Annotated in this window: 18 protein-coding genes; 13 read left to right on the plus strand and 5 right to left on the minus strand. The window is 67.3% G+C overall.

The genetic code is table 11. The features are described 5' to 3' along the window. The first annotated feature begins 49 nt into the window (after positions 1-49). The 13 genes from L1081_RS16265 (at position 50) to L1081_RS16325 (ending at position 16452) form a co-directional block, all read left to right on the plus strand. A complete protein-coding gene (locus L1081_RS16265; protein WP_489413099.1) occupies positions 50-2185 on the plus strand; it encodes a 3-hydroxyacyl-CoA dehydrogenase NAD-binding domain-containing protein in 2136 nt (711 codons plus the stop codon). Between the two features lie 29 nt (positions 2186-2214). Beyond that, positions 2215-3405 (plus strand): acetyl-CoA C-acyltransferase, encoded by a 1191-nt coding sequence (locus tag L1081_RS16270; protein ID WP_489413100.1) that lies wholly within the window; start codon positions 2215-2217, stop codon positions 3403-3405. Positions 3406-3545: 140 nt separating this feature from the next. After that, a complete protein-coding gene (locus L1081_RS16275) occupies positions 3546-4754 on the plus strand; it encodes an acyl-CoA dehydrogenase family protein (protein WP_489413101.1) in 1209 nt (402 codons plus the stop codon). Between the two features lie 12 nt (positions 4755-4766). Then, positions 4767-5909 (plus strand): acyl-CoA dehydrogenase family protein, encoded by a 1143-nt coding sequence (locus tag L1081_RS16280; RefSeq protein ID WP_489413102.1) that lies wholly within the window; start codon positions 4767-4769, stop codon positions 5907-5909. Then, positions 5906-6724, plus strand: a complete 819-nt coding sequence (locus L1081_RS16285) for an oxepin-CoA hydrolase, alternative type (protein WP_489413103.1) — start codon at positions 5906-5908, stop codon at positions 6722-6724. Before L1081_RS16280 ends, L1081_RS16285 begins: the two co-directional genes overlap by 4 nt. A 64-nt stretch (positions 6725-6788) precedes the next feature. Continuing rightward, positions 6789-7997 (plus strand): CoA transferase, encoded by a 1209-nt coding sequence (locus L1081_RS16290; protein ID WP_489413104.1) that lies wholly within the window; start codon positions 6789-6791, stop codon positions 7995-7997. A gap of 33 nt (positions 7998-8030) precedes the next feature. Next, positions 8031-9029 carry a tripartite tricarboxylate transporter substrate-binding protein gene (locus tag L1081_RS16295; RefSeq protein WP_489416798.1) on the plus strand — a complete coding sequence of 333 codons (999 nt, stop codon included), beginning with the start codon at positions 8031-8033 and terminating at the stop codon, positions 9027-9029. A gap of 49 nt (positions 9030-9078) precedes the next feature. Further along, complete coding sequence (locus tag L1081_RS16300) at positions 9079-11022, plus strand: acyl-CoA synthetase (RefSeq protein ID WP_489413105.1); 1944 nt, start codon at positions 9079-9081, stop codon at positions 11020-11022. Positions 11023-11073: 51 nt separating this feature from the next. Next, a complete protein-coding gene (locus L1081_RS16305) occupies positions 11074-12084 on the plus strand; it encodes a tripartite tricarboxylate transporter substrate-binding protein (protein WP_489413106.1) in 1011 nt (336 codons plus the stop codon). Positions 12085-12195: 111 nt separating this feature from the next. After that, entirely contained in the window at positions 12196-12780 is a 585-nt protein-coding gene (locus L1081_RS16310) for a TRAP transporter small permease subunit (protein WP_489413107.1), read from the plus strand. Continuing rightward, the gene (locus L1081_RS16315) at positions 12777-14075 is read left to right on the plus strand and encodes a TRAP transporter large permease subunit (protein WP_489413108.1); all 1299 of its coding nucleotides are present in this window, start codon (positions 12777-12779) and stop codon (positions 14073-14075) included. The genes L1081_RS16310 and L1081_RS16315 overlap by 4 nt, the downstream gene beginning before the upstream one ends. Positions 14076-14429: 354 nt before the next feature. Then, entirely contained in the window at positions 14430-15467 is a 1038-nt protein-coding gene (locus tag L1081_RS16320; protein WP_489413109.1) for a TRAP transporter substrate-binding protein DctP, read from the plus strand. 46 nt (positions 15468-15513) lie between these two features. Then, positions 15514-16452: a nucleoside hydrolase gene (locus L1081_RS16325; protein WP_489413110.1), complete on the plus strand. Its 939-nt coding sequence runs from the start codon at positions 15514-15516 to the stop codon at positions 16450-16452. Positions 16453-16509: 57 nt separating this feature from the next. On the opposite strand, the gene L1081_RS16330 is transcribed toward L1081_RS16325, so the two are convergent. The 5 genes from L1081_RS16330 to L1081_RS16350 form a co-directional block, all read right to left on the minus strand. Continuing rightward, entirely contained in the window at positions 16510-17247 is a 738-nt protein-coding gene (locus L1081_RS16330; RefSeq protein ID WP_018903696.1) for an amino acid ABC transporter ATP-binding protein, read from the minus strand. Positions 17248-17284: 37 nt separating this feature from the next. After that, positions 17285-17974, minus strand: a complete 690-nt coding sequence (locus L1081_RS16335) for an amino acid ABC transporter permease (protein ID WP_258503943.1) — start codon at positions 17972-17974, stop codon at positions 17285-17287. Position 17975: 1 nt separating this feature from the next. Further along, a complete protein-coding gene (locus L1081_RS16340; RefSeq protein WP_489413111.1) occupies positions 17976-18707 on the minus strand; it encodes an ABC transporter permease subunit in 732 nt (243 codons plus the stop codon). Positions 18708-18836: 129 nt separating this feature from the next. Next, complete coding sequence (locus L1081_RS16345; protein WP_489413112.1) at positions 18837-19739, minus strand: transporter substrate-binding domain-containing protein; 903 nt, start codon at positions 19737-19739, stop codon at positions 18837-18839. 172 nt (positions 19740-19911) lie between these two features. Continuing rightward, positions 19912-21363, minus strand: a complete 1452-nt coding sequence (locus tag L1081_RS16350; protein WP_489413113.1) for an aspartate ammonia-lyase — start codon at positions 21361-21363, stop codon at positions 19912-19914. Positions 21364-21439: the final 76 nt, after the last annotated feature.

Here is a 21439-nt window from a genome sequence, read left to right on the forward strand (position 1 = left end):
CCTCGGGCCCCTCGCGTTTGCAGGGCTCGCCACGCAAGAGACAAAGCACATGGCCACCACATCCTCCAGCCCTTCCACGTCTTCCGGTCCCGTCAGCTTCGAGCGTCTTGGCGACGTGTTCGTGGTGACCATCGACAACCCGCCCGTCAACGCCCTGGGCGTGGATGTGCGCCGCGGCCTCGTGGCCGCCATCGAGGCGGCCGAGGCCGACGGCGCCGTGGCCGCGGTGCTGATCGTCGGCGCGGGCCGCAACTTCATCGCCGGGGCCGACATCCGCGAATTCGGCAAGACGCCGCAGCCGCCCTCGCTGCCCGAGGTGTGCCTGAAGATCGAGAACTGCAGCAAGCCGGTGGTCGCCGCCATTCATGGCGCCGCACTCGGCGGCGGGCTCGAAGTTGCGCTGTCGGCGCATTACCGCCTGGCCGCACCGTCGGCCAAGCTGGGCCTGCCCGAAGTGCAGCTCGGCCTCCTGCCCGGCTCGGGCGGCACGCAGCGCGCGCCGCGCCTGATCGGCGTGAAGCCCGCGCTCGAACTCATGCTCAGCGGCCGCCATGCGGGCGCGAAGGAGGCGCTGTCGCTCGGCCTGGTGGACCGTCTCGGCACCGAAGCCGACGCGCGCGCCGAAGGCCTCGCCTACGCGAAGGAACTGGTTGCCGCCAACGCGCCGGTGCGCCGCACGCGCGAAGCGGCCGGCCTGGCCGACAAGGAAGCCAGCCGCGCCGCCCTCGAAGCCGCGCGCGCCGACACTGCGAAGAAGAGCCGCGGCCTGTTCTCGCCGATGAAGATCATCGAAGCCGTCGACGCCGCGCTCACGCTGCCATTCGACGAAGGCATGGCGCTGGAGCGCAAGCTGTTTTTGCAATGCATCGACAGCCCGCAGCGCGCCGGCCTGATCCACGCCTTCTTCGCCGAGCGCGAAGTGCTGAAGGCGCCCGAGACCCGGTCCGCCGCGCCGCGCGCGCTCGCATCGGCCGGCATCGTCGGCGGCGGCACCATGGGCGCGGGCATCGCGGTGGCCATGCTCGACGCGGGCCTGCCCGTGACCATGATCGAGCGCGACGAGCCCAGCCTCGCGCGCGGCCGCCAGCATGTCGAGAAGGTGTACGACGGCCTCATCAAGAAGGGCCGCATGACGCCCGAGGCCAAGACCGCCGTGATGGCGCGCTTCTCGGGCTCCACGAGCTACGACGCGCTCGCGCAGGTCGACATCGTGGTCGAGGCGGTGTTCGAGGACATGGGCGTCAAGAAGACCGTGTTCGCAGAACTCGACCGCGTGTGCAAGCGCGGCGCGGTGCTCGCCACCAATACCTCGTACCTGGACATCGACGAGATTGCCGACAGCATCTCGCGTCCGCAGGACGTGGTGGGCCTGCACTTCTTCTCGCCGGCCAACATCATGAAGCTGCTCGAGATCGTGGTGCCCGCCAAGGTCAGCGCCGACGTGGTGGCCACCGGCTTCGAGCTCGCGAAGAAATTGAAGAAGGTGCCGGTGCGCGCGGGCGTGTGCGACGGCTTCATCGGCAACCGCATCCTCGCGGTGTACCGCCAGGCCGCCGACCACATGATGGAAGACGGCGCGTCTCCCTACCAGATCGACGAGGCCGTGCGCAACTTCGGCTACCCGATGGGTCCGTTCCAGGTGTCGGACCTCGCGGGCGGCGACATCGGCTGGGCCACGCGCAAGCGCAAGGCCGCCACGCGCGATCCGCAGGCGCGCTACGTGCAGATTGCCGACCGCATCTGCGAGCGCGGCTGGTTCGGCCAGAAGACGCAGCGCGGCTACTACCTGTACCCCGAGGGCGCGCGCACCGGCCAGCCCGACCCCGAGGTGCTGGCCATCATCGACGCCGAGCGCAAGCGCGCGGGCATCACGCCGCGCGCCTTCACCGAGGAAGAAATCATGCGCCGCTACATGGCCGCGATGATCAACGAGGGTGCCAACGTCGTGCTCCAGCGCATCGCGCTGCGCCCGCTCGACGTGGACGTGACCTTTCTCTACGGCTACGGCTTCCCGCGGCATCGCGGCGGCCCGATGAAGTACGCCGACACCGTGGGCCTGCCCAAGGTGCTGGCCGACATCCGCGAGTTCGCCAAGGAAGACCCGATCTTCTGGAAGCCTTCGCCGCTGCTGGTGGAGTTGGTCGAGCGGGGTGCCGATTTCGCGAGCCTGAATCAATCCGAGTAACCAGAGCCAGCCGTCCAGGAGCCCTCCCCATGCGCGAAGCCGTCATCGTTTCCACCGCCCGCACCCCGCTCACCAAGGCGCACCGCGGCGAATTCAACATCACCCCGGGCCCCACGCTCGCGGCCTTCGCGGTGAAGGCCGCGGTCGAGCGCTCGGGCCTGGACCCGGCGCTGATCGAGGACGCGATCCTCGGCTGCGGTTATCCCGAAGGCACGACCGGGCGCAACATCGCGCGCCAGGCCATCCTCCGCGCGGGGCTGCCGATTTCGATCGCCGGCACCACGGTCAACCGCTTCTGCGCCTCGGGCCTGCAGGCCATCGCCATGGCCGCGGGCCGCATCGTGGTGGACGGCGCGCCGGCCATGATCGCGGGCGGCGTCGAGAGCATCTCGCAGATCCGCTCGCGCAGTGCCACCGATGCCGGCGACAGCGGCATGGACCCGTGGATCGTCGAGCACAAGCCCGCGCTCTACATGGCCATGATCGAAACGGCTGACATCGTGGCCCAGCGCTACGGCATCAGCCGCGAGGCGCAAGACCGCTTCTCGGCCGAGAGCCAGCGCAAGACCGAAGAGGCCCAGCTGGCCGGCCGCTACAGGGACGAGATCGTCGCCTGCACCACCACCATGGCCGTGACCGACAAGGAGACAAAGGAAGTCAGCTACCGTGAAGTCACCGCCACGGAAGACAACTGCAACCGCCGCGGCACCACCTACGAGGCGCTCGCCAAGCTGAAGCCGGTGATGGGCGAAGACAAGTTCATCACCGCCGGCAACGCCTCGCAGCTGTCCGATGGCGCCTCGGCCTGCGTGCTGATGGAAGCGAAGGATGCGGAGCGCGCCAACCTCAAGCCGCTGGGCACTTTCCGCGGCCTTGCGGTGGCCGGCTGCGAACCCGACGAGATGGGCATCGGCCCGGTGTTCGCGGTGCCCAAGCTGCTCGCGCGCCATGGCCTCAAGGTCGAGGACATCGGCCTCTGGGAACTCAACGAAGCCTTCGCCTCGCAGTCGATCTACTGCCAGGAGAAGCTGGGCATTCCGTCGGAACTTCTCAACGTGAACGGCGGCGCAATCTCCATCGGCCACCCCTTCGGCATGACCGGCGCGCGCCTCACGGGCCACGTGCTGATCGAAGGCAAGCGCCGCGGCGCGAAGTACGCGGTGGTCACGATGTGCATTGCCGGCGGCATGGGTGCGGCCGGCCTGTTCGAAATCTACTGACAGCCTTCGCTCTCCCCCAGGCTTCGCGCACTTCGTGTCGCTTCTCCAACCCCCTTCCGGGGGCAACCCCTGCGGCCCGGCAAAGCCGGTTCCGCGGGGTTCCACTTGAATACGTCAACCCTCCATCCGAGAGATAAGACATGGACCTGAACTTCACCCCCGAAGAAGAAGCCTTCCGCAGCGAAGTGCGCGCCTTCCTGGCGGCCAGGCTGCCGGTGCGGCTTTCCGAAAAAGTGCGCAGCGGCAAGATCCTCGCCAAGGCCGACATGGAGGAATGGCACGCCATCCTCAACGCGCGCGGCTGGCTCGCCAACCACTGGCCCGAGCAGTACGGCGGCCCCGGCTGGACGGCGGTGGAGAAGTTCATCTTCGAACACGAATGCGCGCTGGCGTTTGCGCCACGCATCGTGCCCTTCGGCGTGAACATGCTCGGCCCGGTGCTCATCAAGTACGGCAACGAGGCACAGAAGCGCCACTGGCTGCCGCGCATCCTGAACGGCGCCGACTGGTGGTGCCAGGGCTATTCGGAACCCGGCGCGGGCTCCGACCTGGCGGCCGTGAAGACCTCGGCGGTGCGCGGCATCGACGCGCAGGGCGACCACTACATCGTGAACGGCCAGAAGACCTGGACCACGCTGGGCCAGCACGCCAACATGATCTTCTGCCTGGTGCGCACCAACCGCGAGGCGAAGAAGCAGGAAGGCATCAGCTTTTTGCTGATCGACATGGCGTCGCCGGGCGTCGAAGTGCGCCCGATCATCACGCTCGACGGCGAGCATGAAGTGAACGAGGTGTTCTTCTCCGACGTGCGCGTGCCGGCCGAGAACCTCGTCGGCGAAGAAAACAAGGGTTGGACCTGCGCCAAGTACCTCCTGACCTACGAGCGCACCAACATCGCGGGCGTGGGCTTCTCGGTGGCGGCGCTCGAACAGCTCAAGAGCATTGCGGCCACGCAGACGAAGAACGGCAGGCCGCTGGCCGACGACCCGGCGTTTGCCGCACGCATGGCGCGTGTCGAGATCGACCTCGAGAACATGAAGACCACCAACCTGCGCGTGATTGCGGCCGTGGCCGGCGGCGGCGTGCCCGGTGCAGAAAGCTCGATGCTCAAGATCCGCGGCACCGAGATCCGGCAGGAGATCTCGTCGCTCGCGCGCCGCGCGATGGGTGTCTATGGCCGGCCCTTCGTCGAGGAAGCGCTGCACGACGGCTTCGAGGGCGAGGCCTTCGGCCCGCCCTACGCATCGGCCGCGGCCGCGCGCTACTTCAACAACCGCAAGCTGTCGATCTTCGGCGGCTCCAATGAAATCCAGAAGAACATCATCTCCAAGATGATTCTCGGCCTGTAAAGGAGACACGCAGTGAACTTCGAACACACCGAAGACCGGCGCATGCTCGCCGACAGCCTGAATCGCTTCATCGCCGAGCAGTACGCCTTCGATGCGCGTGACCGCATCGCGAAGTCGGAGCACGGCTTCAGCAAGGAGATCTTCCAGCAGTTCGCCGAACTGGGCGTGATCGGCGCGCTGTTCAGCGAGGCCGATGGCGGCTTCGGCGGCGGCGGCTTCGACATCGCCGTGGTCTTCGAGGCCTTGGGCCGCGGGCTAGTGGTCGAGCCGCTGCTGGGCGCGGTGATGGTCGGCGAGGCGATCAGCGCGGCCGGCAGCGATGCGCAAAAGGAAAGGCTCGGCGACATCATCAACGGCGTGGCCGTCACGGCCTTCGCCCACGACGAGGCCGACACGCACTACGAACGCACGCGCGTGGCGACCCGCGCCGAGCGCAGCGGCGACGGCTGGCTGCTCCATGGCGCCAAGGCCGTCGTGCCGCAAGGCGAGCAGGCCGACCTGTTCCTGGTTTCGGCCCGCACCTCGGGCAGCGTGGACGACGAAGCCGGCATCTCGCTGTTCCTCGTGCCCGCGAAGACGGCAGGCCTCACGGTGCGCGGCTGCCCCGCCATCGACGGCGGCCGTGTCGCCGAACTCGCGCTCGACGGCGTGAAGCTCGGCGCCGACGCGCTGCTCGGCGCCGAAGGCCAGGGCCACGCCACGCTGGAGCGCGCCATCGGCCGCGGCGTGCTGGCGCTGTGCGCCGAAGCGCTCGGCGCCATGGATGCCGCCAAGACCGCCACGCTCGACTACCTGCGCACGCGCAAGCAGTTCGGCACGCTGATCGGCAGCTTCCAGGCGCTGCAGCACCGCATGGCCGACCTGCTGCTGGAGATCGAACAGGCGCGCTCGGCCGTGATCAACGCCGCGGCCGCCATCGACGGCGCGGACCGCGTGGCGCGCGAGCGTGCGCTGTCGGCTGCCAAGTTCAGCATCGGCCGCATCGGCGCGCTGGTGGCCGAAGAAAGCATCCAGATGCACGGCGGCATCGGCATGACGTGGGAGCTGCCGCTGCCGCACTACGCCAAGCGGCTCGTGATGATCGACCACCAGCTCGGCGACGAAGACCACCACCTGCAGCGCTACATCGCGCTGGGCAAGGAGGCTGCGCAATGAGCGATGACAACAAGACCGTCCTGATCTCGCAGCAGGGCGCCGTCCGCATCCTGACCAACAGCAACCCGGGGGCACGCAACGCGATCACGCCGACTCTGTACGCGGAGCTGAGCGCCGCGCTCGCCGATGCGCAAAACGACCCGGAAGTCGGCGCCGTCGTCTTCACCGGCGCGGGCGATTTCTTCTGCTCGGGCGGCGATCTCAACCTGCTGGCCAAGCGCCGCGAGCTGCCCGCTGCGGAGCGCCGCGAAAAGCTCGAAGGCCTGCACGACCTGATCCGCGGCATCCGCGATTTCGGCAAGCCGGTCATCGCAGCCGTCGAAGGCGGCGCGGCGGGCGCAGGCCTGTCGATGGCGCTGGCCTGCGACATGCTGGTGTCGGCGCGCGACGCGTTCTACACGGTGGCCTACGTCAAGGTCGGCCTCACGCCCGACGGCGGTGCCACGGCCTTCCTTGCGGAGTTCGTCTCGCGCCAGGTGCTGACCGAGATGTGCCTGACCGGCGACCGCATGACGGCGGAGCGCCTGCATGCGCTGGGCGCGGTCAACCGGCTGACCGACAAGGGCGCCGCGCTGGCCGAAGCCATTGCGCTCGCGGCCAGGGTGGCCGACGGCCCCGGGCGCGCGATCGCACGCATCAAGGCGCTGTGCCGCCAGGCGCACCGCGCCACGCTCGAGCAGCAGCTCGATGCCGAGGCCGTGTACATGGTCGAGTCGCAGGCCGATGCCGAAGCGGCCGAAGGCATCGGCGCCTTCCTCGGCAAGCGCCGCGCCGACTTCGTCGCGCTGCGCCGCCAAAAGCCGGACGCGTCCTGACGCCCGTCGTGCCCCGCCCTCGCATGCGGACGCGGGGGTTTTTCGTTTTCCTGGAGTTGCCCTCATGCCCATGCTGAATTCCTCGCTGCCGCTGGCCGGCGTGCGCGTCCTCGATCTGTCCCGCATCCTCGCGGGCCCCTGGTGCGGCATGGTGCTGGCCGACATGGGCGCCGAGGTCATCAAGGTCGAGCACCCGGGTCGCGGCGACGACACGCGCGACTGGGGCCTGCGCGTCGGCAAGACCGAGACGGCCTACTTCAACAGCGTGAACCGCAACAAGCGCTCGGTCACGCTCGACCTGCAGACGCCCGAGGGCCAGCAGATCGCGCGCGACCTCGCGAAGCAGTGCGACGTGGTGATCCAGAACTTCAAGTTCGGCGGCATCGACAAGCTGGGCCTCGGCTACGAACAGCTCAGCAAGGAGCAGCCCGGCCTCATCTACTGCTCGATCTCGGGCTACGACCGCACCGGCCCCGAGGCCGCACGCCCCGGCTACGACCTCGTGGTGCAGGGCGAGGCCGGGCTGATGGCGCTCAACGGCGAAGCCAGCCAGCCGCCGCTGAAGTTCGGCGTGGCCATGGTCGACCTGTTCACCGGCATGTACTCGGCGCAGGCCGTGCTCGCGGCGCTCTACCAGCGCGAGAAGACCGGCAAGGGCCGCCATGTGGAGATGGCGCTGTTCGACTGCGGCCTGATGATCACCGCCTACTACGGCCTCGAAGCGCTGCTGATGGGCGAGGACCCGCCGCGCTACGGCAACTCGCATCCGTCGATCGTGCCCTACGGCGTGTTCGATGCGGCCGACGGCCCGCTGGTGATCACCGTGGGCAACAACGCGCAGTTCGCGCGCTTCTGCACCGAGGTGATCGAGCGGCCCGACCTCGCGGCCGACGAGCGCTTCAAGACCAACATCCTGCGTTCGGCGAACCGTGCGGTGCTGCTGCCCGAGCTGCACGCCGAGCTCGCCAGGCGCCAGCGCGCCGACCTGCTGGCCCGGCTCAGCGCCTCGGGCATTCCCTGCGGCGAAGTGCTGGGCCTGCTCGAAGCGCTCAACTCCAGGCGCGCGGCCGATGCGGGCCTCGTCACCGAGCAGCCGCATCCGGTGGCCGGCAAGGTCAACGTGCTGGCGCCGCCCTACCGCTTCGACGGCGAGCGCCTGCCCGTGCGCAGCGCGCCGCCGCAATTGGGCGAAGGCACGCACGAGGTGCTGCAGTCCCTGCTCGGCCTGTCGGACGACCGGCTCGCGCAACTGAAAACGAACGGCGTCGTCTGAAGGCGCCCATCTTCCGATCTCTTGAACAAGTCCATGGCCTCTTCTTCTTCCCGCTCCCTTCGCAATCCCGCACGCCGCGCACTCCTCGCGCTGGCCCTTCCGCTCGTGGCCGGTGCCGCCTTCGCGCAGGCCTGGCCGGCCAAGCCGATCACATTCGTCGTGCCCTTTCCGCCGGGTGGCCCGACCGACGTCGCCACGCGCATCGTGGCGCAGAAGATGTCGCAGGGGCTGAAGCAGAACATCCTCATCGACAACCGCAGCGGCGCCTCGGGCACCATCGGCGCGGCGGTGGCCGCCAAGGCCGCCCCCGACGGCTACACCTTCGTGATGCTGGCGACGCCCACGCTGCTGGCCGCACACCTGTACGGCCAGACGCCCTACGACATCTTCAAGAGCTTCACGCCGGTGGGCACGGTGTACGACCTGCCGATCGTGATGGTGGTGAACCCCAAGGTACTGCCCGGCGTGAACGGCCTGCAGGACCTGATCGCCAAGGCCAAGGCCGAGGGCGGCAAGCTCAACTACACGACGGCCGGCGCGGGCAGCTTCGGCCACCTGACGACCGAGCAGCTCAAGAACATCGGCAAGTTCGAGATGCAGCACGTGCCCTACCGCGGCAGCGCACCGGCGGTGACCGACCTGATCGGCGGGCAGGTGCCTGCGATGTTCTCGGACCTGGTGGCGGTGATGCCGCACATCCGCTCGGGCACGCTGCGCGCCATCGCGGTCGGTTCGGGCAAGCGCGTGAGCCTGCTGCCCGACGTGAAGACGGTCGCAGAGCAGGGCTTCCCGGGCTTCGATGCGACCTCGTGGGGTGGTCTGCTGGCACCGGCGGGCACGCCCCGGGACGTGGTCGATCGCATGAGCGCCGAGCTCAAGGCCGCGCTCGCCGACAAGGAAGTGCAGGACAAGCTCGAGGGTGTCGGTTCCTTCGCGGCCTACGGCACTCCGGAGCAGACGGGCACGCGCATGCGCCAGGACTTCGAGCGCTGGGGCAAGGTCATTCGCGACAACAAGATCACAAACCAGTAGAACAGCGCTTCGCGCGGCCGGCCAGACAACAATATCCAGGAGACACGCCATGGCAGACAGCAAGAAGACGAACGCGGCCGGTGCACCCTTTCGCCCGACGCTCCCGGTCCGCAGCCTTGCCGACATCCGCAAGCTCGAAGAAACCCCGCTCGAAGAGGCGCTGACGGTCCGCAGCACCTACGAGATCTTCCGCAACGCGGGCGCGGCCTTCGGCGGCAAGACCGCGCTGACCTTTCTTCGCACCGGCAACCCGGCCGACGCGCCGATCCGATGGTCGTACGCCGAACTGCTCGCGCGCATCCACCAGACCGCGAACATGCTGCACGCGCTGGGCGTGGGCCCCGAGGATGCAGTGGCGGTGCTGCTGCCGGGCTGCCTCGAATACCACCTCGCGCTCTGGGGCGGCGAGGCGGCCGGCATCGTGCAGCCGCTCAATCCGCTGCTGACCGACGAGAAGCTGGTGGCACTGATGACCGCCGGCCGCGCCAAGGTGCTGATCGCCTACGGCTCGGACAGCGAGTCGGGCATGTGGTCGAAGGCGATGCGCCTGCGCGGCCAGGTGCCGACGCTCGCCACCGTGCTGCGCGTGGCGCCGCACGACGAAGCACCGGGCGCGGCCGGCGCCTTGCCTGAAGGCGTGGCCGACTTCGACGCATTGCGTTCGGCACAACCATCTGACCGCCTCGTGAGCGGCCGCGACATCGCGCCCCGCGACATCGCCGCCTACTTCCACACCGGCGGCACCACCGGTGCGCCCAAGCTCGCGCGCCACAGCCACGGCGCGCAGGTGTTCACGGCCTGGGCCAGCGTGCAGGTCGCGGGCATGAACGAAGACGGCATCTCGATCAACGGCTATCCGCTGTTCCACGTGGCGGGCGTGCTGCCGGCCTCGCTGGCCTCGCTCTCGGCGGGCATGGAAGTGATCATCCCGACCCCCTCGCTGCTGCGCAACAAGGAAGTGCTCGCCAACTACTGGAAGCTGGTCGAGAAGTACCGCCCGACCTCGCTCTCGGCCGTGCCCACGGTGCTTGCCGCGCTTGCGAACGTGCCGCTGGACGGCGCCGACATCTCGTCGATCGGCTACTGCCGCACAGGCGCCGCCGTGCTCTCGCCCGAACTGGCCGCGCGCTTCGAGCGCCTGTTCGGCCTGCATGTGCACGAGAGCCTGGGCATGACCGAGATGGCCGGCATCTCGACCATCACGCCGCCGGGCGTGGACGGGCCCGCGGGCTGCGTCGGCTTTGCGCTGCCCTACATGCGGATGCGCATCGTGGCGCTCGACGAGAACGGCAACGCCAGCGACCGCGAGCTGCCGCCCGGCGAGCAGGGCATGGTGCTGTTCAAGGCGCCCAACCTGTTCTCGGGCTTTGTCGATCCGGCCGACAACGCCAAGGCCTTCACCGCCGACGGCTGGCTCGCCACCGGCGACCTGGGCTGGATCGACGGTGACGGCAGGCTCAATCTCAGCGGCCGCTCGAAGGACCTGATCATCCGCAGCGGCCACAACATCGACCCCAAGGTGATCGAGGACGCACTGGGCGCGCATCCCGCGGTGCAGCTGTGCGCCGCGGTGGGTGCGCCCGATGCCTATGCGGGCGAGCTGCCGGTGGTCTTCGCCACGCTGGTGCCGGGCGCCTCGGCCACCGAGGACGAACTGCTGGCCTTCACCGCCGCGCGCGTCGACGAGGCGCCCGCCAGGCCCCGCTCGGTGACCGTCATCGAGCACATGCCGATGACCAACGTCGGCAAGATCTACAAGCCCGAGCTTCGCGCCATGGCCGCGAGCCGCGTGGTGGCGGCCACGGTGGCGCAGGTCTGCGGCGATCTCGGCGTGGCGCCGGCCGCCCGGCCGCGTGTGCGCAGCGAGGGCGACAGCCTGGTGCAGGTGCGCATCGATGCAGAGGCCGCAGGCGCGCTCGCGGCGCCGCTGCAGGCGCAGATCCGCACGGCGCTCGAGGCGCTTCCCTTCAAGACGCAGGTGCTTGCCGAATAGCCACGCCCTGTTTCTTTCGACAGACGACAACGACATCCGGAGACATCGAACATGAACGCGACTTTCACCAACATCCGCGGGATCACCCGCCGCGCCCTGCACTGCGGCATCGCCTCGCTCGCGCTCGCAGCCACCACCCCGGCCGCCTGGGCGCAGGCCTATCCGAGCAAGCCGATCCGCATGGTGGTGCCCTTTGCCGCGGGCGGCGCCACCGACGTGCTGGCCCGCGTGATCGGCGAGAAGATGGCGGCGGGCCTGGGCCAGCCGGTCATCATCGACAACAAGCCCGGCGCCGCCGGCATCATCGGCACCGACGCGGTGGCCAAGGCGCCAGCCGACGGCTACACCCTGGTGCTGGCGCTGAGCAACTCGCTGCTGACCAACCAGTTCCTCTACCAGAAGCTGCCCTACGACACGCAGCGCGACCTCACGCTGGTCTACCAGATCGCCACCGCGCCGCTGGTGCTGGTGGTGCATCCCAGCGTGCCGGTGAAGAGCGGGCCCGAGCTCCTGAAGTACGTGGCCGCCAACAAGGGCAAGGTGGCCTACGGCTCGTACGGCGTGGGCGCCTACCCGCACCTGGCCGGCGCGCACATGAGCCTCACGCAGAAGGCCGAGATGAACCACGTCGCCTACAAGGGCGAGGCGCCGATGCTGCAGGACCTGATCGGCGGCCAGATCCAGATGGCCTTTGCCAGCGCGCTGGTGGCCAAGCCCCACATCGAGGCCGGCAAGCTCAAGGCCATCGGCGTGAGCGGCGAGCGCCGCATGGCCACCCTGCCCAACGTGCCCACGCTGGCCGAGCAGGGCCTGGACGACGAGGCCTACCGCGTGGCCGGCTGGCTCGCGATTGCCATGCCGGCCGGCACGCCCAGGCCGATCGTGCAGCGCATTGCCGAGGAGGTGGGCAAGGCCACCCGCCAGCCCGACGTGCAGGCGCGCGTGGCGGCGATGGGCTTCGACCTGAAGGAGAGCTCGCCCGAGGCCTTTGCCGCCGTCTACAAGAAGGAGAGCCCGGTCTGGGAGCGCCTGATCAAGGATTCGGGCGCCAAGCTCGAGTAGCCCGTTGCTAGAGGGCCAAAGGGGGCGGACGGGGCCGCAGCTTAGGAAAACCCCGATGAACGAATGGGCATGGATCGTTACCATCCATAGCTGCTTTTCCCCTCCCCCTCGATGACCACTCCCAACGAGTCCGGCCCCCTGCTGGACGCCGCCAGCCCCCTTCCCCCAGACATCGAAGCCGCCGACGAGCCCACCCGGGTGCCGCTCGCCATCGAGGACTGGCTCACCGTCGTCATCATGGGCGCGCTGGCGCTCATCACCTTTGCCAACGTGCTGGTGCGCTACTTCACCGACTCCTCGTTCGCGTGGACCGAAGAGTTCTCGGTCTTCCTGATGATCATGCTGGCGCTGGTGGCCGGTTCGGCCGCGGTGGCGCGCGACCGCCACATCCGCATCGAGTATTTTTCCGAGAACGGCTCCATGGCGCGGCGCAAGCGGCTCGCGCAGTTCGGCGCGCTCATGATCGCCCTCCTGTTCACGCTGATCGGCGCGCTCAGCATCCGCATGGTGTGGGACGACTACCGCTTCGACGAAACCACGCCGGGCATCGGCCTGCCGGCGTGGTGGTATTCGATCTGGCTGCCGGTCGTGTCGTTCGCCATCGCGCTGCGTGCGGTGGGCCTCATGATCCGCCGCGGCCGCAAGGAATACCGCAGCGAGGCGAAGAACCCAGGCGGCAAGGGCGACGCATCGTGATCCCCACCCTGCTCTTCGTCGCCTTCGTCGCGATGATGCTGGTGGGCGTGCCCATCGGCGCCGCGCTGGGCCTGGCCGGCGCGGCCTGCATCGCGCTGGCCAACAGCGACGCCCAGTGGTTCGGCCTCCTGGCCGTGCCGCAGAACTTCTATGCCGGCCTCGGCAAGTACCCGCTGCTGGCCATTCCGATGTTCGTGCTGGTGGGCTCCATCTTCGACCGCTCGGGCGTGGCGCTGCGGCTCGTGAACTTTGCGGTGGCGGTCGTCGGGCGCGGGCCCGGCATGCTGCCGCTGGTGGCGATTGCGGTGGCGATGTTCCTCGGCGGCATCTCGGGCTCGGGCCCGGCCAATGCCGCGGCCGTGGGCGCGGTGATGATCGCGGCCATGTCGCGCGCGGGCTACCCCGCCGCCTTCTCGGCCAGCGTGGTGGGCGCTGCGGCGGCCACCGACATCCTGATTCCGCCTTCGGTCGCGTTCATCGTGTACTCAGTGCTGGTGCCCGGCGCCTCGGTGCCGGCGCTCTTTGCGGCCGGCATGATCCCGGGCGTGATGGCCGGCCTGGCGCTGATGATCCCGGCCGTGCTGCTGGCCCGCCAGCACAGGATGGGCGCGCTCGAAGCGACGCTGCCGCGCCCGCCGTTCTGGAAGAGCCTGCGCGAAGCGATCTGGGGCCTGGCGGCGCCGGTGCTCATCCTGGGCGGCATGCGCGCGGGCTGGTTCACGCCGACCGAGGCCGCGGTGGTGGCGGTGTTCTACGGCCTGTTCGTGGGCATGTGCGTGCACCGGACCATCAAGGTGCGCGACCTGTTCGTCATATTGCGCGAATCGGGCGAGCTCTCGGCGGTGATTTTGCTGGTGGTGTCGCTCGCGGGGATCTTCGCTTATTCGCTCTCGACGCTGGGCATCATCGACCCGGTGACGCGCGCCATCGTGAATTCGGGCCTGGGCGAATACGGCATCCTGGCGCTCTTGATCCTGCTGCTCATCACGGTCGGCATGTTCCTGGACGGCGTGTCGATCTTCCTGATCTTCGTGCCGCTCTTGCTGCCGATCGTGCAGTACTACAAGTGGGACCCGGTCTGGTTCGGCGTGATCCTCACGCTCAAGGTGGCGCTCGGCCAGTTCACGCCGCCGCTCGCGGTCAACCTGATGGTGTCGTGCCGCATCGCGAAGGTGCGCATGGAAGAGACCGTGCCGTGGGTGGGCTGGATGCTGTTCTCGATGTTCGTGGTGATGGTGCTGGTGATCGTCTTCCCTGAACTCGCCTTGTGGCTTCCGAGGAAGCTGGGGTATTGAAGATGAGGCCGTGCGTTTGGGTGCTTTGTCCAGGGCGCGCTCCCGCCGACGGGGTACCTTGCTCCGCGAATGTCCTCCGGCCTTCGGCCTCCCCCTTAATTTCGCTGCGCAAGGCACCCCATCGACGGGAGCGTTGCGCAGAGCGGTCGTTGATCGGCGGTACACCCAGAGCCTGCCCTGGTGCACAGGGCATCGGGTGCTCCCCGCAGCGAAATAAAGGAGGAGCCGAAGGCGGGGGACATTCGCGGAGGGGAGTACCCGGTGGCCTGTGCACGCGCCCTGAACAGCATCGCCCCGAACGTTCCCGAAAATATTCCATCGCTTAGTTGTGTTCAGAAAACAAGGAGACCTCTCATGAAATTCCGCCGCACCCTCTTGGGCCTTGCCGCCGCAGCCACCGCCCTGGGCATGTTCTCGACCGGCGCCATGGCGCAGGCCGCCTACAAGCCCGAATACAAGATGTCCCTGGTGCTCGGCCCGCCCACCCCCTGGGGCCAGGCCGGAAAAATCTGGGCCGACCTCGTCAAGGAGCGCACCCAGGGCCGCATCAACATCAAGCTCTACCCCGGCGTGTCCCTCATCCAGGGCGACCAGACGCGCGAGTTCAGCGCGCTGCGCCAGGGCGTAATCGACATGGCCGTCGGCTCGACCATCAACTGGTCGCCGCAGGTCAAGCAGCTCAACCTGTTCTCCATGCCCTTCCTGATGCCCGACTACGCGGCCATCGACGCCCTCACCCAGGGCGAGGTCGGCAAGGACATGTTCAAGACCCTCGACAAGGCCGGTGTCGTGCCGCTCGCCTGGGGCGAGAACGGCTACCGCGAGATCACCAACTCGAAGAAGCCGATCAAGTCGCCCGCCGACCTCAAGGGCATGAAGATCCGCGTCGTCGGTTCGCCGATCTATTCCGACATGTTCACCGCGCTCGGCGCCAACCCTACGCAGATGAGCTGGGCCGATGCGCAGCCCGCGCTCGCCAGCGGCGCCGTGGACGGCCAGGAGAACCCGCTCTTCCTGTTCACCGTGCTCAAGATGCACACCGTGGGCCAGAAGTTCGTGACCACCTGGGGCTACGTGGCCGACCCGCTGGTGTTCGTGGTCAACAAGGAGATCTGGGCCTCGTGGACGCCGGCCGACCAGGCCATCGTGCGCCAGGCCGCCGTCGATGCCGGCAAGCAGGAAATCGCGCTTGCGCGCAAGGGCCTGGTGGAAGCCGACAAGCCGGTGCTCAAGGACATTGCCGCCATGGGCGTCACCGTGACCCAGCTCACGCCCGCCGAGCGCGACGCCTTCGTGAAGGCCACGCGGCCGGTGTACGACAAGTGGAAGTCGACCGTGGGTGCGGACCTCGTGGCCAAGGCCGAGAAATCCATCGCGGCGCGCCAGAAGTAAAGCTCGCGTCCCTGTGGATCGGGGTGGGGGCCGCGACAATGCGGCCATGCACACCCTGATCATCGACACGGACCCCGGCGCGGACGACGTGATCGCGCTGCTGTTCGCCCTGGCGGCGCCCGAATCTCTCGCGGTCCAGGCGCTGACCACGGTGGCCGGCAACGTGCCGCTGGCCAAGACCTCACGCAACGCGCGCCTCGCCTGCGAATGGGCCGGGCGACCGGAGATTCCGGTGTATGCGGGTGCCGAACGGCCACTGCAGCGCACGCCGATCCACGCGGCCAACATCCATGGCCGCGAAGGCATCACGGGCGTGAAGGTGCACGAGCCCGCCATACCGCTGGCCGAAGGCCATGCGGTCGACTACCTGGTCCGCACGCTGCGCGCCGCGCCTGAGAAGAGCATCACGCTCGCGATGCTCGGCCCGCAGACCAACCTGGCCCTCGCCCTCGAGCAGGCGCCCGACATCGTGCGCGGCCTGCGCGAACTGGTGCTCATGGCCGGCGCGCACTTCAATGGCGGCAACATCACGCCCACGGCGGAGTTCAACGTGTTCGCGGATCCGCATGCGGCCGAGGCCGTGCTGAAGTGCAGCGTGCCGATCACCATGCTGCCGCTCGACGTCACGCACAAGATCCTCACGAGCGACGAGCGCATCGCGCGGCTGCGCAGCCTCGGCAACCGGGCCGGCGCGATCGTCGCCGACATCCTCGACGCCTATGCCCCCCAGGAAATGCAGCACTACGGCATGCCCGGCGGGCCGGTGCATGACGCGACCGTCACGGCCTACCTGCTGCGGCCCTCGCTCTTCCAGGGCAGGCGCATCCACGTCGAGGTCGACAGCCGCGAAGGCATGGGCTTCGGCCAGACCGCGGCCGACTGGCACGGCAGCCTGCATCGCCCACCCAACGTGAACTGGATCGTCGATGGCGATGCGCAGGGCTTCTTCGACCTGCTGACGGAGCACATCGCACGGCTGCCGTAGGCAATAAAAAAGCCACGCTGCAAAACAGCGTGGCTCTTGTCCTTGCGCCGCAGTGGATCAGTGCTGCAGGATCTTGTTCAAGAAGTCCTTGGTACGCGGCTGGCGGTTCTCGGGGTGGCTGAAGAACTCGTCCTTCGGGCAGTCTTCCAGGATCTTGCCGCCCACGTCGATGAAGATCACGCGGCTCGCCACCTTGCGCGCAAAGGCCATTTCGTGCGTGACCACCATCATGGTCATGCCGTCCTTGGCCAGGCTCACCATCACGTCGAGCACTTCGCCGACCATTTCGGGGTCGAGCGCCGAGGTGGGCTCGTCGAACAGCATCACGATCGGGTCCATGCTGAGCGCGCGGGCAATGGCCACACGCTGCTGCTGGCCGCCCGAGAGCTGGCCCGGGAACTTGTCCTTGTGCGCCATCAGGCCCACGCGGTCGAGCATCTTGAGGCCGCGGGTCTTGGCCTCGTCGGGGCTGCGGCCGAGCACCTTGATCTGCGCGATCGTGAGGTTCTCGGTGACCGACAGGTGCGGGAACAGCTCGAAATGCTGGAACACCATGCCGACCTTGGAACGCAGCTTCGGCAGGTTGGTCTTGGGGTCGTGCAGTGGAATGCCGTTGACGGTGATCTCGCCCTTCTGGAAGGGCTCGAGCGCGTTCACGGTCTTGATGAGGGTGGACTTGCCCGAGCCCGATGGCCCGCACACCACCACCACGTCGCCCTTGGAGATGCTCACCGAACAATCGTTGAGCACCTGCACCGGGCCATACCACTTCGAGACGTTCTTGATTTCAATCATTTTTTCGGACATTTCTTTCTCCGGTTCAGCCACTCGGCTAGCGAATGATGGCGATCTTCTTGTGGAGGCGCTTGACGAGCCACGACAAGGCATAGCACATGATGAAGTAAACCACGGCCGCGAGCAGGTAGGCCTCGATCGGGCGGCCGAAGTTCTTGCCCGCGGTCTCGAAGCCCTTGAGCATGTCGTAGGCGCCGATGGCGTAGACCAGCGAGGTGTCCTGGAACAGGATGATGGTCTGCGTGAGCAGCACCGGCAGCATGTTGCGGAAGGCCTGCGGCAGCACTATCAGGCGCATGTTCTGGCCGTAGGTCATGCCGACCGCCTGGCCCGCATTCACCTGGCCGCGTGGAATCGACTGGATGCCCGCGCGCATGATCTCGCTGAAGTAGGCCGCCTCGAACGCGATGAAGGTGATCACGGCCGAGATTTCCGAGCGGTAGTTCGAGCCGATGGAACCGAAGGCCGCGTAGAACGAGGCCGGCACCAGGAGGAAGAACCACAGGATCACCATCACCAGCGGAATGCTGCGCATGCCGTTGACGTAGATGGCGGCGGGCGCGTCGAGCCACTTCTTGCCCGACAGCCGCATGAGCGCCAGCACGGTGCCGAAGAGCACGCCGCCGATGGTGGCCACGATCGTCAGCATGATGCTGAAGTAGAAGCCCTTGACGACGAAGTTGCTGATGACGTCCCAGTTGTAGAACGACAGGTCGAGATTCATCATGTCAGTGTCCCCCGCCGCCGCTGGCCGAGACGATGAAGCCCGGCACGCGCGTCTTCTTCTCGATGAAGGCCATGATGCGGTTGATCGCAAAGGCCGAGATCACGTAGAGCCCCGTCACCGCCAGGTACACCTCGATGCCGCGCGAGGTTTCTTCCTGCGCCTGCATCGCGAACATCGTGAGCTCGGTCACCGACACGGCAAACGCCACCGACGAGTTCTTGAAGATGTTCATCGTTTCGCTCGTGAGCGGCGGAATGATGATGCGGTAGGCCATCGGCAGGATGACGTAGCGGTAGTACTGCGGCGTGGTGAAGCCCACCGCCATGCCCGCGTAGCGCTGGCCCTTGGGCAGCGCCTGGATGCCCGAGCGCACCTGCTCGGCAATGCGCGCAGAGGTGAAGAAGCCCAGCGCCAGCACCACCAGCACGAAGCTAGGCACGCCCTTCATAACCGGAATCATGGCCGGAATCACGTGGTACCAGAGGAAGATCTGCACCAGGAGCGGAATGTTGCGGAACAGCTCGACCCAGGCATTGCCCAGGCGTATGAGCCATGGACTGTTGGGCAAGGTGCGGATGATGCCGATCAGCGAACCCAGCACCAGCGCAACGATGAGCGCCAGCAGGGCCACGGACACGGTCCAGCCCCATGCGGACAGCATCCACTCCCAGTAGGTCGGGTACTTCCCGCCCGGGTCTTGCAAGAAGACCTGCCAATCCCAGTTTGATCCCATCGGGGACTCTCCTTCTTTCAGATTTCCAGACTGCTAGCTAGCTTGCGAAAGGCCATGCCCGCGCGCCGCATTTGCGAAAACAAACGCCCGCCGGGGGCGGCGGGCGTTGCGCGGATGACCTTGCCGTGCTTACTTCTTGGCGGCGTACTCTTCCATCGGCTTGTCGTTCGGGTTGGCCCAGGCCGCCTTCGTGGCTTCGGACAGCGGCAGGTTCACCGTGACGTTTGCCGGGGGAATCGGCTTCAGGAACCACTTGTCCCAGAGCTTGGCGAGCTCGCCGTTCTTGATCTGTGCCTTGATGCTGTCGTCCACCACCTTCTTGAAGGCCGGGTCGTCCTTGCGGATCATGATGGCGATGGGTTCGACGCTGAGCACTTCGCCGACGATCTTGAAGTCGGCGGGCGACTTCGACTTGGCGATGTTCGAGGCCAGGATGGAGCCGTCCATCACGAAGGCGTCGGCGCGGCCCGATTCGAGCAGCAGGAAGCTGTCGGAGTGGTCCTTGCCATAGAGTTCCTTGAAGTCGATGCCGCCGGCGCGCTCGTTCTTGCGCAGGGTCTGCACCGAGGTGGTGCCGGTGGTGGTGGCCACGGTCTTGCCGTTGAGGTCCTTGATGCCGTTGATGCCCGAATTGGCCTTGACCGCGATGCGCACTTCCTCAACGTAGGTGGTTACCGCGAAGGAAACGTCCTTCTGGCGCGTGGCGTTGTTGGTGGTGGAGCCGCACTCGAGGTCGACGGTGCCGTTCTGCACCAGGGGCACGCGGTTCTGCGAGGTGACGGGCTGGTACTTGGTTTCCAGCTTGGCCAGGCCCAGGTGCTTCTGGACGTCCTTGATGATGTTGGCGCAGATGTCGTAGTGGAAACCGGTGTACTGGCCGTTGCCCAGCGTGTACGAGAGGCCGGAGGATTCCCGCACGCCTTCGGTGATGCTGCCCGAGGCCTTGATCTTGGCCAGGGTGTCATTGGCCTGTGCAAAAGCGCCGCCGGCAGCCAGGGCTGCGATTGCCAATGCCAATACTTGCTTTTTCATACGGAAAACTCCTGAGGTGACTGGAAGATACAGATACAACGAAATTCTAGACATTCACGTGATGGGGAATACCCGGACCAACCCGGTGCATTCTCGACGACGGCCGCACCGGCCGCGCGCATCCGGGCGCTGTGGTGGTGCAGGTGGACCCATTGGCATTGTCCGACTTTCACTAAGCAGCCTTTGTGCCCGAGGGCTCGGCAGCCGGCGGCACCGGCGCGGACAGGCGCACCGGCTGGGTCAGGTTCTCGGGCACGAGCAGCGCCTCCATCTCGGCGCGGGTCATGATGCCGAGCGATTCGGCCACCAGGTCGATGGGCCCGCCGGTGGCCAGCGCGGTCTTGGCGATCAGTGCTGCCTTCTCGTAGCCGATCAGCGGATTGAGCGCGGTGACCAGCGTGACCGACTCCCTCACCCGCTTGGCCAGGAACTCGCGGTTCGCCTCGATGCCGTCGACGCAGTTCTGCCGCAGCGTGATGCAGGCGTTGCCCAAATGCTGGATGCTTTTGAACAGGCTCCATCCCATGATCGGCTCGAAGGCGTTGAGCTGCAGCTGGCCGGCCTCGGACGCCATGGTCACGGTGATGTCGTTGCCGATGACCTCGAAGGCCACCTGGTTCATCACTTCCGGGATCACCGGATTCACCTTGCCCGGCATGATCGACGAGCCGGCCTGGCGCGCCGGCAGCCGGATTTCGCCGAAGCCCGCCTGCGGGCCGCTGGAGAGCAGGCGCAGGTCGTTGCAGGTCTTGCTGAGCTTGGTGGCCACGCGCTTGAGCACGCCCGACAGCTGCACGAAGGCGCCGGTGTCCTGCGTGGCCTCGATGAGGTTGGCCGACTGCTTGAGCGGCACGCCGGTCTGCTCGGCCAGGTACTGGCAGGCCAGGTTGGCATAGCCGTGCGGCGCGTTGATGCCGGTGCCGATGGCGGTGGCGCCCAGGTTGATTTCCTCGATGAGCGCGCGCGCCTCGCCGAGCCGGGCCTCGTCCTCGCCGATCATGATGGCGTAGGTCAGGAACTCCTGGCCCAGCGTCATGGGCACGGCGTCCTGCAGCTGGGTGCGGCCGATCTTCAGGATGTCCTTGAACTCGAGCGCCTTGGCTTCGAAGCTCTTGCGCAGCGCCGCCATGGATTCGAGCAGCCGGCCGATGGCGAACCACAGCGCCAGCCGCACCGCCGTGGGATACACGTCGTTGGTGCTCTGCGAGGCGTTGACGTGGTCGTTGGGATGCAGCACGTCGTAGCGGCCCTTTTCGTGGCCGAGTTTCTCGAGCGCGAGGTTGCAGATCACCTCGTTGGCGTTCATGTTGGTCGAGGTGCCGGCGCCGCCCTGGATCACGTCGACCACGAATTCATCGAGCAATTTGCCCTCGATGAGGTCCTCGCAGGCCAGGATGATGGCGGCCGCGCGCTCGCGGTCGATGGCGCCGAGGTCGGCATTGGCGCGCGTGGCCGCCTTCTTCACGAAGGCCAGCGCGCGCACCAGGTCGGGCATGGCCGACACCCGGGTGCCGGAAATGGCGAAGTTCTCGACCGCGCGCGCCGTGTGCACGCCCCAGTAGGCAAAGGCAGGAATCTGCTTCTCGCCGAGAAAGTCGTGTTCGGTCCTGAAATTGGGGCTCATACAGGTTCCTCGGCTAAAAAAAAGCACGCGGATGGCGCGTGCCGTAAAGATTGCTGTGTGACAGCGGCAAAAAACT

Source organism: Variovorax sp. MSC1_012 (assembly GCF_023667525.1).
In the GTDB taxonomy this organism is placed as follows: domain Bacteria; phylum Pseudomonadota; class Gammaproteobacteria; order Burkholderiales; family Burkholderiaceae_C; genus Variovorax; species Variovorax beijingensis_B.

What these genes read in the sequence shown, in the direction of transcription:
- L1081_RS16265 (WP_489413099.1), top strand. Translation starts at nt 50, where the DNA reads ATGGCCACCACATCCTCCAGCCCTTCCACGTCTTCCGGTCCCGTCAGC.
- L1081_RS16270 (WP_489413100.1), top strand. Translation starts at nt 2,215, where the DNA reads ATGCGCGAAGCCGTCATCGTTTCCACCGCCCGCACCCCGCTCACCAAG.
- L1081_RS16275 (WP_489413101.1), top strand. Translation starts at nt 3,546, where the DNA reads ATGGACCTGAACTTCACCCCCGAAGAAGAAGCCTTCCGCAGCGAAGTG.
- L1081_RS16285 (WP_489413103.1), top strand. Translation starts at nt 5,906, where the DNA reads ATGAGCGATGACAACAAGACCGTCCTGATCTCGCAGCAGGGCGCCGTC.
- L1081_RS16290 (WP_489413104.1), top strand. Translation starts at nt 6,789, where the DNA reads ATGCCCATGCTGAATTCCTCGCTGCCGCTGGCCGGCGTGCGCGTCCTC.
- L1081_RS16295 (WP_489416798.1), top strand. Translation starts at nt 8,031, where the DNA reads ATGGCCTCTTCTTCTTCCCGCTCCCTTCGCAATCCCGCACGCCGCGCA.
- L1081_RS16300 (WP_489413105.1), top strand. Translation starts at nt 9,079, where the DNA reads ATGGCAGACAGCAAGAAGACGAACGCGGCCGGTGCACCCTTTCGCCCG.
- L1081_RS16305 (WP_489413106.1), top strand. Translation starts at nt 11,074, where the DNA reads ATGAACGCGACTTTCACCAACATCCGCGGGATCACCCGCCGCGCCCTG.
- L1081_RS16310 (WP_489413107.1), top strand. Translation starts at nt 12,196, where the DNA reads ATGACCACTCCCAACGAGTCCGGCCCCCTGCTGGACGCCGCCAGCCCC.
- L1081_RS16320 (WP_489413109.1), top strand. Translation starts at nt 14,430, where the DNA reads ATGAAATTCCGCCGCACCCTCTTGGGCCTTGCCGCCGCAGCCACCGCC.
- L1081_RS16325 (WP_489413110.1), top strand. Translation starts at nt 15,514, where the DNA reads ATGCACACCCTGATCATCGACACGGACCCCGGCGCGGACGACGTGATC.
- L1081_RS16330 (WP_018903696.1), bottom strand. Translation starts at nt 17,247, where the DNA reads ATGATTGAAATCAAGAACGTCTCGAAGTGGTATGGCCCGGTGCAGGTG.
- L1081_RS16335 (WP_258503943.1), bottom strand. Translation starts at nt 17,974, where the DNA reads ATGATGAATCTCGACCTGTCGTTCTACAACTGGGACGTCATCAGCAAC.
- L1081_RS16340 (WP_489413111.1), bottom strand. Translation starts at nt 18,707, where the DNA reads ATGGGATCAAACTGGGATTGGCAGGTCTTCTTGCAAGACCCGGGCGGG.
- L1081_RS16345 (WP_489413112.1), bottom strand. Translation starts at nt 19,739, where the DNA reads ATGAAAAAGCAAGTATTGGCATTGGCAATCGCAGCCCTGGCTGCCGGC.
- L1081_RS16350 (WP_489413113.1), bottom strand. Translation starts at nt 21,363, where the DNA reads ATGAGCCCCAATTTCAGGACCGAACACGACTTTCTCGGCGAGAAGCAG.